This is a genomic window from Azospirillum sp. OGB3 (genome assembly GCF_014192915.1).
In the GTDB taxonomy this organism is placed as follows: domain Bacteria; phylum Pseudomonadota; class Alphaproteobacteria; order Azospirillales; family Azospirillaceae; genus Azospirillum.
In genome coordinates, this window is the sequence record NZ_JACHYN010000008.1 from 122,082 (window position 1) to 136,890 (window position 14,809).

A 14,809-nucleotide genomic window follows, 5' to 3' on the forward strand; every position below is an offset into this window, starting at 1 on the left:
TAAGCGTTACGACCAATGGTGTGAACCACCCAATCATAACGAGCACCACTTTTGGCCGCCAAGGCAAATTATAAAGCAAACAAAATTATTCATACTTAATTTTTATCTAATATCACAGCAAAGATCGCAGTACATCTATGAACGATCTCTTGTTTCCCGTGTCTTGCAGATTCGATGAGTGGCCGAGAGAAAGAATTTTAGCTGAGAGTGATAGATTTCATGAAAGTTTTCACGTTTTGAAAGTAACCACTTTATGGAAATTTGCATTTTGAAATGACGAAATTTGTTACAAACAGCAGCGCCGCAAAACTGTCTCACGGCTTCGCGGCGCTGTTGCCGCCAATTCCGACGCCGGTATCAAAGAATGGCGTTAATGAATGGGAGGCGTGGCTCCACCCCGGCAGCCCTCGGTCGAGGGACTGCCGGGGTGGATAGGCTCACGCGAGGCGGGCGTTCAGGGTGATCTCGGTTCCGGTCAACGCCTTGGACACCGGGCAGTTCTTCTTGGCGCCCTCGGCCTGCTGCTGGAAGGTCTGGGCGTCGATGCCGGGGATCTCGGCCTCGCAGTCGAGTTCGATCCTGGTGATGGCGAAGCCCTCGCCGACCTTGTCCAGGTGGACGCGGGCGGTGGTGTGGACACGCGTCGGCGTGTGCCCGGCCTTGGACAGGCCGGCGGACAGTGCCATGGAGAAGCAGCCGGCGTGGGCGGCGGCGATCAGTTCCTCCGGGTTGGTGCCGGTGCCGTTCTCGAAGCGCGACGGAAAGGAGTAGGCACCTTCGAACGCGCCGCTGCCCAGCCGCATCGTGCCTGAGCCCTGGGCGAGGTTGCCGCGCCACTCTGCATCCGATTGCCGCACAGCCATGGTGATCTCCCGATCCTGTGATTGTTGGATGAACCTCCGCTCAAGTTAGAACCGACCGGAGGAACGGCAATCGCCACAGGAGTTAAGCAAGAGGAGCGTTTGGCACCCGAAAAGCACCCGGGGCATACGGAAAAGCAGAGGAAGGCGCAGAACAATTAAGGTTTTGTGGCGTTGTCCCGGCACAGGAAAAGCCAGAGGTTGAATGGGGGTAGGAGGAATGAGCATGCGCCAACCGGATTGGCAGATCGCGGCTGGAGCGGCACCGCGGGGCGGCGAGGCTCCGGCGGTCAGCGCGGCCGACATCCGGGCGCTTCTCGCCGACAGCGGCGGGCTGGCCACCGACGCCGCCACCCTGTCCGACGAGGACGACCTCTACGCCGCCGGTCTGACCTCCCACGGGTCGGTGAACCTGATGCTGGCGCTGGAGGAGCGCTACGGCGTCGAGTTTCCGGAGCATTTGTTGCGCCGTCGCACCTTCGAGAGCATTGCGGCGATCCGCGCGGCGGTTGCCGGCCTGCTGCTGGACGGGGCGCCGGGCGGGTTGGAGGCCGGATGAGGGCGGCCGCGCCCGACGGTCCGGCGGCGTTGGCGCCGGAGGTTGCTGCGGAGGCCGCCGCCATCGCCGGACGCCATGCCGACAGCGTCGACCGCGAGGCGCGTTTCCCCGCCGAGGCTTTCGCCGCCCTGAAGGAGGCGCGGCTGCTCGGCCTGATGGTGCCACGGGATTTCGGCGGGGTCGGGGGCGGTCTGGCCGACGCGGCGGCGGTGGCACACGCCCTGGCCCAGAAATGCCCGTCCAGCGGCCTGATCTATGCCATGCACCAGATCCAGGTGGCCTGTCTCGTGCGGCACGGGCAGCGCAGCGACTGGCACCGCGGCTTCCTGGAGCGGTTGGCCGGGGAGCAGCTTCTTCTCGCCTCCGCCACCACCGAGGCCGGGATCGGCGGCGACGTGCGCTCAAGCGCCTGTGCGGTGTCCGGCGCGGGCGGGGACGAGACGGGCGGCACCTTCCGGCTGGAGAAGCAGGCGACAGTCATCTCCTACGGGGCGGAGGCCGACGCGATCCTGGTGACGGCGCGGCGCACGGCGGACTCGCCGCCCTCCGATCAGGTCATCGTGCCGGTGCTGCGCGGTCAAACGCAGTTGGAGGAGATCGGCGGCTGGGACACGCTGGGCATGCGCGGCACCCGCAGCGTCGGCTACCGGCTGGTGGCGGAGGCCGGGCGGGCGCAGATCCTGCCGCTGCCCTACGCCGACATCTCCGCCCGCACCATGCTGCCGGTGACGCACATCCTGTGGAGCAGCGTCTGGCTGGGCATCGCGACCGACGCGGTGGCGCGGGCCGCCGCCTTCATCCGGGCGGAGGCGCGCAAGCGCCCCGGCACCCCGCCGCCGGGCGCGCGGCGGCTGGCCGAGGCGACCGCCGGGCTTCAGGCGATGCGCGGGATGGTGCGCGGCGCGCTCGCCCGCTTCGAGGAGGCGGCCGAGGATCCCGACCGCCTCACCGCCCTGGGTTTCGCCGTCGCCATGAACACGCTGAAGACCGAAGCGGCGGAGATGGTGGTGCGGATCGTCGGGCAGGCGATGCTGGTGGGCGGGCTGTCCGCCTACCGCAACGACAGTCCCCACAGCCTGGGCCGCCACCTGCGCGATGCGCACTCGGCGCCGCTGATGATCAACAACGACCGGATTCTGGGCAACACGGCGAACCTGCTGCTGGCGCACAGGGACAACGGCTCTCTCTTCGGCTGAGACTTTTTCGGAACGGAACGCGGCGGATGGACATGCGGGCAGAAGGCACACCGGTGGAGAATGGGCAGGCGGCGTTCCGCGACGCGCTGGTCGCGGCCGGGCTGCTGATCCCCACGGGGGTCGACGGGCTGTACGGCCGAAGCGGCGTCTTCGAGGATGTGGTGGAGCGCTTCAACGACCTGATCACCACCTGGGGTGGCGACGACGGCGCGGACGTCATGCGCTTTCCCCCGGGGGTGGCCCGCCATCAGTTCGAGCAGAGCGGCTATCTGAAGAGTTTTCCGCACCTTGCCGGCACCATCCACGCCTTCAAGGGCGATGAGCGCGCCCACCAGTCCCTGCTGCGCCGGCTGGAGGAGGGGGAGGAGTGGACCGACTCCCAGATGGCGACCAACGTCGTCCTGACCCCCGCCGCCTGCTACCCGGTCTACCCCACCATCGCGGAGCGCGGGCCGCTGCCCGCCGACGGCGCGCTGGTCGACGTCTATTCCTACTGCTTCCGCCATGAACCGTCGCTGGACCCGGCGCGGATGCAGCTGTTCCGGATGCGGGAGTATGTGTGCGTAGGCACGCCGGAGCAGGTGATGGACTTCCGGCAACGCTGGGTGGAGCGGGGGCGGGCGCTGATGGAATCGCTGGCCCTGCCGGTCGCCGTCGATCTGGCGAACGATCCCTTCTTCGGGCGGGCCGGGCGGATGCTGGCCGCCAGCCAGCGCGACCAGGGGCTGAAATTCGAACTGCTGATCCCCATCGCGTCGGCCGAGCAGCCGACCGCCTGCCTCAGCTTCAACTACCACCAGGACCATTTCGGGCTGCTGTGGGACCTGCGGACCCCGGACGGCGCCGTCGCCCACACGGCTTGCGTCGGCTTCGGGATGGAGCGGGTGGCGCTGGCGCTGTTCCGTCATCACGGCTTCGATGTGAAGGCGTGGCCCGCCGCCGTGCGCGCCGTCCTGTGGGGCTGAGCGGGCAGGGGAGGCCGGGCATGGCGCATCCGCTCGACAGGCCGGACCGCGACTGGGCGGAGACCAACTGCTACACCGACCTGTGGCTGGGGCTGCTGCGGGCGCTGGGGATGGAGCCGATGGCCGCCCTGGCCTTCACCGTCGCCCAGGATTTCGAGGGCGACCAGTTCACCTTCTTCAAGGTTCCACCGGAGGACCTGCGCCGGCTCTACGGGCTGGAGGTGCAGGAACTCGCCCTTTACGACCGGGTGGAAAACCACGCGGCGGTGCAGGTGGCGCGCGGGCGTCCCGTGCTGGTCGAGGTGGACGGCTATCACCTGCCGGACACCCGTGGCACGTCGTATCGCGCGCAGCACGTCAAGACGACCATCGCGATCCTCGGCATGGACGCGGGCGCGCGGCGGCTCGACTACATCCACAACGCCGGACGCTTCACGCTGGAGGGGGAGGATTACGACGGCCTGTTCGCCCCCGCCCCCCTGTTCCCCTATGTGGAGTTCGTGAAGCGCCGCGGTCCGGCCTTGGAGGGGGAAGCCCTGAGGGAGGCGTCCCGCGCCCTGCTGTCCGACCATCTGCGCCGCCGCCCGGCAAGCAACCCCATCGCCGCCTTCCGCACCGCGCTGCCGGAGCATCTGGAGGTTCTGGCCGCCCGGCCCATGGACTATTTCCACCTCTACGCCTTCAACACGCTGCGGCAGGTGGGAGCGAATTTCGAACTTCTCGGCCTGTATGCGCGCTGGATCGGCGGTCCGCTTGAGGCGGTGGAGGCCTGCGCCACCCTCTCCGCCACCGCCAAGGCGCTCCAGTTCCAACTCGCGCGCGGCGTACACCGGCGACGCTTCGGCGACCACGCGGAAGCGCTGGAGGCGATGGAGCGGGCCTATGACGGCGCCTTCGGCGCGCTGCTCCGCCATTGCGGGTGACGGACGATGGCGCGCCTCCACGCCGTGACGGGCCGCAGCGTGACGCCTCTATCGGAGGGGTGGGAGCTGTGCGTGGCCGAGCCGGGGGAGACGCCTGTCGGCGGCTGGCTGTCCGCTCCGGTGCCCGGCACCGTCGCCCAGGCGCTGCGCGCAGCGGGGCTCTACCGGCTCGGCGAGCCGCTTTCCCTGCACGACCGGGATGTCTGGTACCGGCTGCGGCTCACCGGTGAGGGGCCTTGCACCCTGCGTTTCCACGGCCTCGCCACCGTCGCGGAGGTCTGGCTGGATGGCGAGCGCATCCTGACCAGCGCCAGCATGTTCGAGCGCCACGACGTTCCGGTGACGCTGCGCGGGGCGCACGCGCTGCGCATCGTCTTCCGCGCCCTGAACCCGGTGCTGAGGGCACGGAAGGGGCGGGGACGCTGGCCGGTCCGGCTGGCCGGGCCGGCGGGTCTGCGCGCGGTGCGGACCACGCTTCTGGGTCACATGCCCGGCTGGTGCCCCTCCGTGCCGGCGGTCGGACCCTGGCGTCCGGTGGAACTGGTCACGGAGAATGGACCGCTGCGCGTCCACTCGGCGGATCTGCGCGCGACGCTGGAGGGGCGGGACGGGCGCCTGTCCCTGGCGCTGGCGGCGGATTGGAGCGGCTCCGCCCCGCCGCCGGGCTGGCTGGAGGTCGGGGAGACGCGGGCGCCGCTCCGCTGGACCGGGCCGGGGGAGTTGCGTGGCGATATCCGCCTGCCGGAAATCGAGCCCTGGTGGCCGCACAGCCACGGCCGCCCGGCGCTCCACGCCGTGCGAGCGGCGGTCGGGGACGCACATATCGACCTCGGCCGCACCGGCTTCCGCCGCATCGAGCGCGAGCCCGGCGACGGCTTCGCCCTGCGCGTGAACGGGGAACGCGTGTTCTGCCGTGGCGCCTGCTGGAGCAGCCCCGACATCGTCTCCTTGCCGGGGACGCGGGACGCCTACGCCCCCTGGCTGGAACTGGTACGGCAGGCCGGCATGACCATGCTGCGGGTCCCCGGCATCGCCGCCTACGAGGCTGACGCCTTCTTCGACCTGTGCGACGAGATGGGGATTCTCGTTTGGCAGGATTTCATGTTCGCCAACTTCGACTACCCCACCGACGAACCGTTCCTTGACGGCGTCCGGCGGGAGGCAGCGCAATTTCTCGACCGGGTCCAGGCGTCTCCGTCGCTGGCCGTGCTGTGCGGCGGCAGCGAGGCGGAGCAGCAGGCGGCCATGCTCGGCCTGCCGCGCGAGCGCTGGAGCCAGCCGCTGTTCGACACCGTCCTGCGGGACGAGGCGGAACGGCGGCGGCCCGACGTGCCCTACGTCGCCAACTCGCCGACCGGCGGGCCGCTGCCCTTCGCCGCCGATGCGGGCGTGACCCACTATTACGGCGTCGGGGCCTATCTGCGCCCGCTGGAGGACGCGCGCCGGTCGCATGTCCGCTTCGCCTCCGAATGCCTTGCCTTCGCCAACATGCCGGCGGCCGGGGCGCTGCCCGGCGTGCCGGCGGTCCACGACCCGCGCTGGAAGGCGCGCGTGCCGCGCGACCCCGGCGCCCCGTGGGATTTCGAGGATGTGCGGGACCATTACCTGCGGACGCTGCACGGCGTCGACCCCATGGTCCTGCGCTACGAGGAACCGGACCGCTACGCGCGGCTGTCGCGCGCGGTGACGGGAGAGGTGATGGAGTCCGTCTTCGCGGAATGGCGGCGGGTCGGTTCGTCCTGCGCGGGCGGGCTGGTCTGGATGTTCCAGGACGTCTGGCCGGGGGCCGGTTGGGGCGTGGTCGATTCCGCGGGCGTGCCCAAGGCGGCATGGCACGCGTTGCGCCGCTCCTTCCGGCCCGTGCAGGTCCTGCTGACCGACGAGGGGGTGAACGGGCTGGCGATCCATCTGCTGAACGAGACGGCGCAGCCGGTGGAGGCCGTGATGACCCTGACCGCCCTGCGGCGGGGCGAGACGCCGGTGCTGCGGGCCGAGAGAGCGGTCACACTGCCGCCACGCAGCGCCCAGATGGTTCCGGCCTCCTCGCTCGCCGACCGCTTCATCGACCTGACCGGCGCCTACCGCTTCGGTCCGCCCGCCCACGACGCGGTGGTGGTGGCGTTGTCCGACCCGCGTTCCGGTGCGCTGGCGGCGGACGCCTTCCATTTCCTCGGGGGCAGCCGGATGGAGCGCGCGGAGTTGGGCCTGGGGGCCCGCGTGGAGCGGGCGGCGGAGGGTTGGCATCTGGTGCTGTCCACCCGGCGCCTCGCCCGCTCCATCCACATCGAGGACGACGGCTTCCGGGGGGAGGAAGAGTGGTTTCATCTCGCGCCGGGGGTGGAGCGCCGAGTCCGGTTGATTGCGCGGCACCCCGGCGCCGCGGTGCCCGATGGCGATGTTCATGCGTTGAACGGCCTGGACCCAACGCGCTACCGGGGGACACCATGAGGCCGGTGCTGTTCCAGGGCTGCTTCGGCTGGCTCCACCCGGCGGGTGGACGCCGTGGCGTCGTGCTGTGCGCCCCCTATGGCGGAGAGGCGCTGGCCACCCACCGGGCGTGGCGCTGCTTCGCCAACGCTCTGGCAGCGGCGGGGGTGCCGGTTCTGCGTTTCGATTATCCCGGCAGCGGAAACAGCGTCGGCGAGGAGGGCGATCCGGACCGCCTGGAGGTGTGGCTCGGCGGCATTCGCGCCGCGGCCGCCCATCTGCGTGCCGTTGCAGGCGTGGAGGAGGTGGCTTTGGTGGGGTTGCGGCTGGGCGCGCTGCTCGCCGCAGCGGCGGCGCGCGAGGCGGGGGCGGATGCCCTGGTCCTGCTGGCGCCCTTCCCCTCGGGCCGGGCCTTCCTGCAGGAGTTGCGGGCGGTCGCCCTGCTCGCCGAGCGGCCGGCGGATGCCCCGCCCGCGGTGGGGCCGGAAGGAATCGACAGCGCCGGCTTCCGCCTGACCGCGGAGACGGCGGAGGCCCTGCGGGGACTCGATCTCACGCGGATGACGGACGCCCCGGCGCGGCGCGTGCTCATCCTCGACCGCCCGGAGGGCCGCGCCGCCGTCTTGGCGGAGCGCTTCCGCGCGCTGGGGGCCGACGTCGAGGAGGCGCCTTTTCCTGACCTCGCGCGGCTGATGAGCAGCGTCCAGCACGGGGCCCTGGATTGTTCGGCCTTCGCGCGGGCAGCGGACTGGTTGACGGGGGACCGGTTGACGGGGAACCGGGGGCCCGCCGCGACCGCCCGGACCGCGGAGTCGTCCGACTTCCGTTTGCGTCTTCCCGGCGCGGTGGAGCGCCCGCTCCGCTTCGGTCCCGGCAGCGGGCTGTTCGGCATCCTGTGCGAGCCTGCCGCCGCTACCGTCGAACGGCCCGCCGTACTGCTGCTGAACAGCGGCGCCACGCCGCACACCGGCACCGGGCGCATGTCGGTGCGGCTGGCCCGGCGGCTGGCGGCGCGGGGGATCGCCTCGCTGCGCCTGGATCTGGGCGGGCTGGGCGACAGCGCGTCGAAGCCGGGGCGCTGCGACGGGCTGATCTATTGCCGGGACATGGTCGAGGACGCGCAGGCCGGACTGGACGCGCTGGCGGCGGCGGGGCATGGCACCGCGGTCGCCGTGGGGCTGTGCGCCGGGGCGGCGGTGGCGCTGCACGTGGCGCTGGCCGACCCGCGGGTGGTCGGGCTGGCGCTGGTCAATCCGGGCCGCTTCGTGCTGGGGGACGGGGTGACGCAGGAGGAGGCCATCGGCAGTGCGGTGAAGCCGGCCGCCGCTTATCTTCCCCGGCTGACCGAGCCGGCGGTGTGGCGGGCCATCCTGCGCCAGGACCGCAAGGCGTCGCGCGTCGCGCGCAGCCTGTCGGAACGGGCGGCCCGCCGGCTGCGCATCGGCGCGGGGCGGCTGCGTGCCGGGCTGACGGGGCGGGGCTACGCGCGGGACGATGTGCTCCACGCCTTCCAGGCGCTGTCCGACCGCGGAGTCCGCACGCTGATGGTGCACAGCGCGGGCGACGTGACGTTGGGCGAGTTGGAGGCCCAGGCTGGAACGGATGGCGGGCGGCTGCGCCGGATGGGCGGCTTGTGGATGGAGCGCCTTCCCGGGGCCGACCACAGCCTGATGGAGCGCGCTGCGCGGGAGCGCTTCGCCGATCTTCTGGATGAACTGCTGGAGCGCATCGGCACGGGCGCCGCGGACGGCTTGCGGGGGAAGGGCCCCGGCCCACCGGAAGGGACCGGGGCTCTCCGCGTCAATCACGCGACGGGAAATAGCCCAGCATGAAGATGAAGAAGAACAGCGACTGGTAAGGCTGCAGGTTGTTGAGGGGGGTCGGGCCGGTGGCGCCGCCCCCCGCGCTCACGGCGATGCTGGCGCCCGTGGGGCCTCCGCTGACCGTACCCTGCGTGGAGAGCGCGCCGGTCAGCGAGCTTCCGGTGGGCGGCGTCGGCAGGCTCGAGGCCGGGATGAACGGCCCGTCGAGGGTCACGCCGAGCCCGGGTTCAGTGAGGAGCTGCCCACCCAGCACGGCGGGAATGGCGGAAGGGCTGTTGCTGGTGCCGACGGCGGGGTTCAATGGCACGGTGACCGTTGCGTTGAACGGAACGCTGCCGCTCTGGAAGGATGCGGCGTGGGTGTGCGCCGGCAGGTTGGAGCCGTTGATCGTCGTGAACTGCGTGCCACCCGAATTGCCGGGGTTGAGCGTGGTGCTGGTGTAGGGGCTGCTCCCCGTCCCCACCATCACGCGGCCGCGCAGGTCGGGCAGGTTGAACGTCGGGCTGCTCTGCCCGCCGCCGAAGGCACCGGCCGTGACCGCCCACAAGGCTTGGTACTGTTGGGTGTTGACGGCCTGTCCCAGACATTGCTGCGTGTTCACCGGGGCAAAACTGCCGGCGAATGGAAAAATGGTACCCAGGTAGAAGTCCATGGCAAGATCTCCGGTGGATTCGATGCGCTGGAACGGACGGTGCGCGGCGCCGTGCGATGAAGCCGCGGGGTGAAGCGTGGCGGCCGGACTCAGTTCAGGATCAATTCGAAACAGCCCCGGTCGGGGTCGCGCGGGATGACGCGCACGATGTAGAAGGGTCCCAGCGGTCCCATTGTCGGATGGTCGATCTGGAAGTAGCCATTCCACAGCTGGCTGGGGCCGTAAGTTTCGAACAGTGCCGAAAAGGACGTGCGCTTCGCCCAGCGCGGCGTGCACTCCGGACGTTCCGTCAGCTTCGTCAACTCGACTTCCGTGATCACGGACCCGTCTTCCGGGGCCAGGAAACGGAACGTCTGACCGAGATGCGGGGTGAACATCTCGTGAGACATGGTGGCGATGTCGATGGTCATCTCAAAGGTCCGGTCTGAGGGTCTGGAGTTTCGGCTGATGGTCCGAGCATGAAAGGCCAACACGCCGCGTCCGTCCATCCGGTGTTCGACGATCGGGGGATCGCTCCCGATCAGTCGCGCATCGGGAAGATGCCGCTGGTAACGATCAGCATGGTCAGGGCCAGATAGGGCTGCATGTTGTTCACCGGCGTCGGGTTGCTGACGCCGCCGCCCGCCGAAACGCTCACCGTGCCCGTCAGCCCGCCCAACGTGACGGTGCCGGAGGCCGTACCGACCAGCGCCGAGCCGTTCGGGGCGGTGCCGGAGCTGTAGGGGCCGTCCAGAGTGACGCCAAGGCCGGGCTCCGTGAGTTGGAGCGCGCCTAGATAATTGTTGCCGCCCGCCGGAGTGGGGCTGGAGCCGACGCTGGTGCTCACCGGGATGGCCGCGGCGGCGTTGACGGTTGCGTTGGTGCTGCCGCCCGACTGCGTGAAGGACGCCGCGTGGGTGTGCAGGGGCAGGTTCTGGGCGGTGATGGCGTTGTTCGCGGCGCCGCCGTTGTTCCCCGGATTGATTGTCTGATTGTTCAGGTAGGGGCTGGTGCCCGAACCGATCATGACGCGACCGCGCAGATCCGGCAGGTTGAAGTTGGTGGTGCCGTTGCCGCCGTACATCGCACCCGTGATGGCGAACAGCGCCTGGTTCTGGTTGACCTGGATCTGCTGGCCCAGACACTGGGCGGTGAACTGCGGAGCGTAGGCGCCGGCGAACGGGATGACCAAGCCGAGGTAAACTTCCATGGCGAAACCTCCTGTGTATGAAACCGGTTGCGGCGGCCTGAGGCCAGCGTCCCCCTAAGGACGCGCCACGCCGCCGAATGTGATAGAAAGCATACCGATATATTCTCCTGAACGGCTAGGGCCTGAGCAATAGACGATACAAAAAGTTACTTTTTCCGATTGTTATCTTTGCATTACGACCCTGTGGTTGCATATTCATGTATGTATTTGGCCGCCGCCGGATCGTGGACGATGCGGCCGCCCGATCGCCCGCGGCGTTGGGTCGCTCTCGGTTTCGACCGCCCCGCACCGGACCGGCGCGGAGGTGGACGACTCGAACGGCACCCGCCGCCGTGTATGGTTCGCAACGGCGATTCTTGCGTCGGGCCCGCATCTTCGGCTATCCAGGGCGCACGCTTGTGCTACCGGAAGGAGTGGGGCCGATGGCCGTTCTGAATGGGTCGCTGCCGCTGCTTGGCGGGTTGACGGTGCGGTTTCCCCGCCCTTCGGATGACGACTTCCTGATGGGCCTCTTCATGGACGCTCGCCCCTGGCTGGCCAAGGCGCATCACGACCGCGACTTCATCCGGACGCTCTACGAACAGCAGTACGGCGCGCGGCGGATGGGGCAGGAGAGCCGTTATCCGGAGCATCTGGATTTCGTCGTCGAGAAGACGGGCCAGCCGGTGGGGCGGATCGTTATGGATCTGGGGCGCTACGACTGGCGCATTTCGGAGGTGGAGATCCACCGTCTGGCCCGTGGCAAGGGCATTGGCACCGATCTGCTGCGCAGCTTTCAGGGGACTGCGGCGCAAATGCGCATTCCGATCACCTTGTCGGTGGCCGAGGTGGACACGCGCGTCCACTGGTTCTATCACCGGTTGGGCTTCGATCTGCTGGCTAAGACGTCGCCATCATTGGAACTGATCTGGCTCCCGCCCGGTCATCCTGGCATCCAGCATCTGCCGCCGCAAATCCTGCCGGCCCAGATGCAGCAGGGCGGCGCCTCCTGACCGTGGACGCCCGAGAAAGCAGGCAGGCGATCAACTGGCCTTCGGTGCGGTAGAGACTTGCCAAGCCTGTGACATCGGTGCGCGACATTATGCACGCGAATGTTTGGCTTCGCCTCGCCATGCGCTCGCCGACAGCGAAACACCGGCATGAAAAACATACCAACATATGCGTTCGTTTCACCAATGAAATACAGAACGCTGCGCGAAAACAAATGCATCAAATTACGACACGCTGCTCTCTCCGATGATGCGAATCGATGCAAATCGGCCACCCCTTTTGCCGACTGAATAGACTGATGCGCTGTCAAAGACTGTGAAAAGGTGGTACGCTCCCGCATGCTATTCACCTTTTGGTGACCGCTTTGGACGTAGGGTCGGGCGGTGTTGCGTATGGCGGGAGACTGGCGATGGCGCGCAAGCGTGGTTCGAACGGCAATGGCGTGAACGGGCATTCGGGCAAGACGCGCAAGCCGTCCTCATCGATGTTCGCGATGGCTCTCGAACCGCGCTTCATGTTCGACGCGGCGGGCGCCATCACGGCCGCCGAGGTCCATCAGCAACCCGATCAGCCCTTGCCGGGGGACAAAGGCGCCGGCAAGTCCGCCGACCCCGACAAGATGGTCGATTGGGCCATCAAGGAGTCGACCGTTCCGGCCGCGGCGGCGTCCCCGGCCGCTTCCGCCCCGTCGCTCACCGAGCCTGCGGCGGTTACGGCACGGCTCGCCGGAATCCAGGGATCGGTCCGGTCGGTGGTGTTCGTCGACACCGCCGTGCTCGACTACCAGACGCTGCTCAAGGACATCGCTCCCGACGCCAAGGTCGTCCTGCTCGACTCCCAGCAGGAGGCGCTCGGTCAGATGGCGAAGGCGCTGTCCGGGATGTCCGGACTGGATTCCGTCCAGGTCATCAGCCACGGTGGCGAGGGCCATCTCTACATGGCCGGGCGCGTTTACTGGACATCGGGGCTCGCCAACCGGGCCGCTGATTTCCAGACGATCGGCGCCGCGCTGCGGCCCGGCGGCGACCTTCTGTTCTACGCGTGCAACGTTGGGGCGGGAGAGGCCGGCAAGGAGTTCGTGGAGACGGTCCACCGGCTGACCGGCGCCGATGTCGCCGCGTCCAGCGACGACACCGGAAGCGGTGTGGGCAAGAATTGGACGCTGGAGGTCAAGTCCGGTTCGATCGAAGCGTCGGCCCCCTTCGCGGCGGCGTCGATGGAGGCATTCTCCGGCACCATGGCGGATCTGGTGGTCACGTCCGCAACGGGTACGTCGACGGGTGCGTCCTTGAACTCCGGGTCTCTCTCTTACGCGATTGCGAACGCCACCGATGGCCAAGTCATCCTCTTCTCGCCGACACTCGTCGGTTCGAAGGTGCGGATTGGCGATGCCACCAACGCGGCGTTCCAAACCATCACAGGTAAGGGCCTGACGATTAACGGCGATGTCGACGGTGACGGTATCGCTGATGTCGTTCTGAGCGGCGACAACAACAACGACAATGTGACCGATACAACCGATTTTCGGGGTATTTTTATGAACGCGAGCGGGAAAACGCTCACGCTCAAAAATTTGACCTTCGAGCGGTTTTATAACGGGGGATCAGGGGGCAATGGCATTGTCTACTCCCTGAACAGCAACTTGAGCTTTGAAGGCGTAACATTTCGATACAATTACGGAACAACTGTTGCTACGGTCGGAACCGCGGCTCTGACTGTTAAGAATTCTTTCTTTCTCGACGGCCTGGGCGCTGGGACAGGTTCGAATATGTTCGCCACAATCCGTCATGGCGGGCCGTCGTTGGTCGTCGAAAATTCAGTCTTCGCCAACAACAGCTACACAAGCGCCTACTCCGACGCCAATCTGTTGGGTGGCATGATTGTCATCGGCGCGACGACGCAAGTTACGGGTCGAATCGTCAACACCACGATTGTCAACAATCGCACCGTCAATACAACCGCCAGCGGTCTTGCTACCGCGGGTATCTCTTACGGCGGAGCGACAGTAGCCGCCAATTCGAGCCTGCTGGTTGCCAACACGATCATCGCCGGAAACACCGGCAGTGCAAACGGCGTCGACCTGACCGATCCGAATTCGATCAAGCGCTCCACCGCCGCGACCACGAACGCCGCCCTGACTGAAGTGAACAACTACAAGGGCCCCATCGGTGGGACGGCGACGTTCCACGACGCGGCCAACCGCGATTACCGCCCTGCTGCGACCGCGACGTCCTTCATCAACGCGGGCGACGGCACCACGGCGACGAACCGGGGCGGAAACTACGACATCCGCGGCATGGACCGCATCCGCGACGGCGCGCTCGACATCGGTGCCTATGAGGTGCACTGGAACGTGGGCGAACCGTCCGTTGATCTGAACGGCGCGGGCGTCGGCAACGGGGAGTCCGTCACCACCTCCACGCCCGCATCCGGCGTGCTGATCGCCCCCGACGCCGTCCTGACCCAGACCGACAGCGACACCCGCCTGCTCGGCGCCACCATCACCCTGTCCGGCACGTCGGACGGTGCGGCGGAAGTGCTGAGCATGCTTTCTGCTTCCGTGGATACGGCCAAAGGCTACGGCATCAGCGTCACCGGCAACGACACGGCCACAATCACGCTGAGGGGTGCGTCGGATCTGGCAAACTATCAGGCAGTGATTCGGCTGATCCAGTACAAGAACACCGCCGGCAGCGTCACCGCGGGCACCCGCACCGCCACGGTCACCGTCAACGACGGCGAAACGACCAGCGCCGCGCAAACCAGCCAGATCACTCTTGGAGGCTCCTCCCCCTCCAACGGCGCTCCGGTGAACACGGCGGTCCCGACCGTGACCGGCACGGCGACGGTGGGCAACGCGCTGACGCGGGCGAACGGCACCTGGAGCGATCCGGAGGGCGACACGCTGAGCTTCACCTACCAGTGGTACCGGGCCGACGACAGCAACGGCACCAACGCCGCCTCGATCAGCGGGGCGACGAGCGCCAGCTACACGCTGACCAGCTCCGACGCGCACAAGTACCTGCGCGTGGCGGTGATCGCCAACGACGGCAACTCCAACACGACGACCGCCTATTCCGCCTACACGGCGATCCTCAACAGCGCGCCGGTGAACAGTATCGCGCCGAGCGTGACCGGCACGGCGACGGTGGGCAACGCGCTGACCACGACGAACGGCACCTGGAGCGACGCCGACGGCGACAACCGGTCCTTCACCTACCAATG

At 68.0% G+C, this 14,809-nt stretch carries 12 protein-coding genes; 8 read left to right on the plus strand and 4 right to left on the minus strand.

Annotated features, from left to right (window positions below; genetic code table 11):
• Positions 1-437: 437 nt before the first annotated feature.
• Entirely contained in the window at positions 438-863 is a 426-nt protein-coding gene (locus FHW79_RS17395) for an OsmC family protein (RefSeq protein WP_145673156.1), read from the minus strand.
• A gap of 223 nt (positions 864-1,086) precedes the next feature.
• Here FHW79_RS17395 and FHW79_RS17400 point away from each other — a divergent pair, with 223 nt between their 5' ends.
• The 6 genes from FHW79_RS17400 to FHW79_RS17425 are packed head-to-tail and all read left to right on the plus strand — an operon-like array spanning position 1,087 to position 8,762.
• Positions 1,087-1,419 (plus strand): acyl carrier protein, encoded by a 333-nt coding sequence (locus FHW79_RS17400; protein WP_183180120.1) that lies wholly within the window; start codon positions 1,087-1,089, stop codon positions 1,417-1,419.
• The gene (locus FHW79_RS17405; RefSeq protein ID WP_183180121.1) at positions 1,416-2,615 is read left to right on the plus strand and encodes an acyl-CoA dehydrogenase family protein; all 1,200 of its coding nucleotides are present in this window, start codon (positions 1,416-1,418) and stop codon (positions 2,613-2,615) included. The genes FHW79_RS17400 and FHW79_RS17405 overlap by 4 nt, the downstream gene beginning before the upstream one ends.
• Before the next feature lie 26 nt (positions 2,616-2,641).
• Positions 2,642-3,580, plus strand: coding sequence for an amino acid--[acyl-carrier-protein] ligase (locus FHW79_RS17410; protein ID WP_247884457.1), 939 nt, complete (start codon positions 2,642-2,644; stop codon positions 3,578-3,580).
• A gap of 20 nt (positions 3,581-3,600) precedes the next feature.
• Positions 3,601-4,503, plus strand: coding sequence for a DUF1839 family protein (locus tag FHW79_RS17415; RefSeq protein WP_183180122.1), 903 nt, complete (start codon positions 3,601-3,603; stop codon positions 4,501-4,503).
• 6 nt (positions 4,504-4,509) lie between these two features.
• Positions 4,510-6,951 carry a glycoside hydrolase family 2 protein gene (locus tag FHW79_RS17420; protein WP_183180123.1) on the plus strand — a complete coding sequence of 814 codons (2,442 nt, stop codon included), beginning with the start codon at positions 4,510-4,512 and terminating at the stop codon, positions 6,949-6,951.
• On the plus strand, positions 6,948-8,762 hold the full coding sequence (locus tag FHW79_RS17425) for an alpha/beta fold hydrolase (protein ID WP_247884458.1): 1,815 nt from the start codon (positions 6,948-6,950) through the stop codon (positions 8,760-8,762). The genes FHW79_RS17420 and FHW79_RS17425 overlap by 4 nt, the downstream gene beginning before the upstream one ends.
• On the opposite strand, the gene FHW79_RS17430 is transcribed toward FHW79_RS17425, so the two are convergent.
• The 3 genes from FHW79_RS17430 to FHW79_RS17440 form a co-directional block, all read right to left on the minus strand.
• Positions 8,731-9,405 (minus strand): tail fiber protein, encoded by a 675-nt coding sequence (locus FHW79_RS17430; RefSeq protein ID WP_183180124.1) that lies wholly within the window; start codon positions 9,403-9,405, stop codon positions 8,731-8,733. The genes FHW79_RS17425 and FHW79_RS17430 overlap by 32 nt on opposite strands.
• Positions 9,406-9,494: 89 nt before the next feature.
• Positions 9,495-9,815 carry a hypothetical protein gene (locus FHW79_RS17435; RefSeq protein ID WP_183180125.1) on the minus strand — a complete coding sequence of 107 codons (321 nt, stop codon included), beginning with the start codon at positions 9,813-9,815 and terminating at the stop codon, positions 9,495-9,497.
• 110 nt (positions 9,816-9,925) lie between these two features.
• Positions 9,926-10,594 carry a tail fiber protein gene (locus FHW79_RS17440; protein ID WP_183180126.1) on the minus strand — a complete coding sequence of 223 codons (669 nt, stop codon included), beginning with the start codon at positions 10,592-10,594 and terminating at the stop codon, positions 9,926-9,928.
• A gap of 422 nt (positions 10,595-11,016) precedes the next feature.
• On the opposite strand from FHW79_RS17440, the gene FHW79_RS17445 reads away from it, so the two are divergent.
• Complete coding sequence (locus FHW79_RS17445) at positions 11,017-11,586, plus strand: GNAT family N-acetyltransferase (protein ID WP_183180127.1); 570 nt, start codon at positions 11,017-11,019, stop codon at positions 11,584-11,586.
• A 407-nt stretch (positions 11,587-11,993) separates the two neighbouring features.
• A partial coding sequence (locus tag FHW79_RS17450) for a DUF4347 domain-containing protein (RefSeq protein WP_183180128.1) occupies positions 11,994-14,809 on the plus strand: 2,816 nt, incomplete at its 3' end.

Bases quoted from the DNA above. Each gene is read 5' to 3' on its own strand.
- FHW79_RS17395 (WP_145673156.1), bottom strand. From the start codon at position 863: ATGGCTGTGCGGCAATCGGATGCAGAGTGGCGCGGCAACCTCGCCCAG.
- FHW79_RS17400 (WP_183180120.1), top strand. From the start codon at position 1,087: ATGCGCCAACCGGATTGGCAGATCGCGGCTGGAGCGGCACCGCGGGGC.
- FHW79_RS17405 (WP_183180121.1), top strand. From the start codon at position 1,416: ATGAGGGCGGCCGCGCCCGACGGTCCGGCGGCGTTGGCGCCGGAGGTT.
- FHW79_RS17410 (WP_247884457.1), top strand. From the start codon at position 2,642: ATGGACATGCGGGCAGAAGGCACACCGGTGGAGAATGGGCAGGCGGCG.
- FHW79_RS17415 (WP_183180122.1), top strand. From the start codon at position 3,601: ATGGCGCATCCGCTCGACAGGCCGGACCGCGACTGGGCGGAGACCAAC.
- FHW79_RS17420 (WP_183180123.1), top strand. From the start codon at position 4,510: ATGGCGCGCCTCCACGCCGTGACGGGCCGCAGCGTGACGCCTCTATCG.
- FHW79_RS17425 (WP_247884458.1), top strand. From the start codon at position 6,948: ATGAGGCCGGTGCTGTTCCAGGGCTGCTTCGGCTGGCTCCACCCGGCG.
- FHW79_RS17430 (WP_183180124.1), bottom strand. From the start codon at position 9,405: ATGGACTTCTACCTGGGTACCATTTTTCCATTCGCCGGCAGTTTTGCC.
- FHW79_RS17435 (WP_183180125.1), bottom strand. From the start codon at position 9,815: ATGACCATCGACATCGCCACCATGTCTCACGAGATGTTCACCCCGCAT.
- FHW79_RS17440 (WP_183180126.1), bottom strand. From the start codon at position 10,594: ATGGAAGTTTACCTCGGCTTGGTCATCCCGTTCGCCGGCGCCTACGCT.
- FHW79_RS17445 (WP_183180127.1), top strand. From the start codon at position 11,017: ATGGCCGTTCTGAATGGGTCGCTGCCGCTGCTTGGCGGGTTGACGGTG.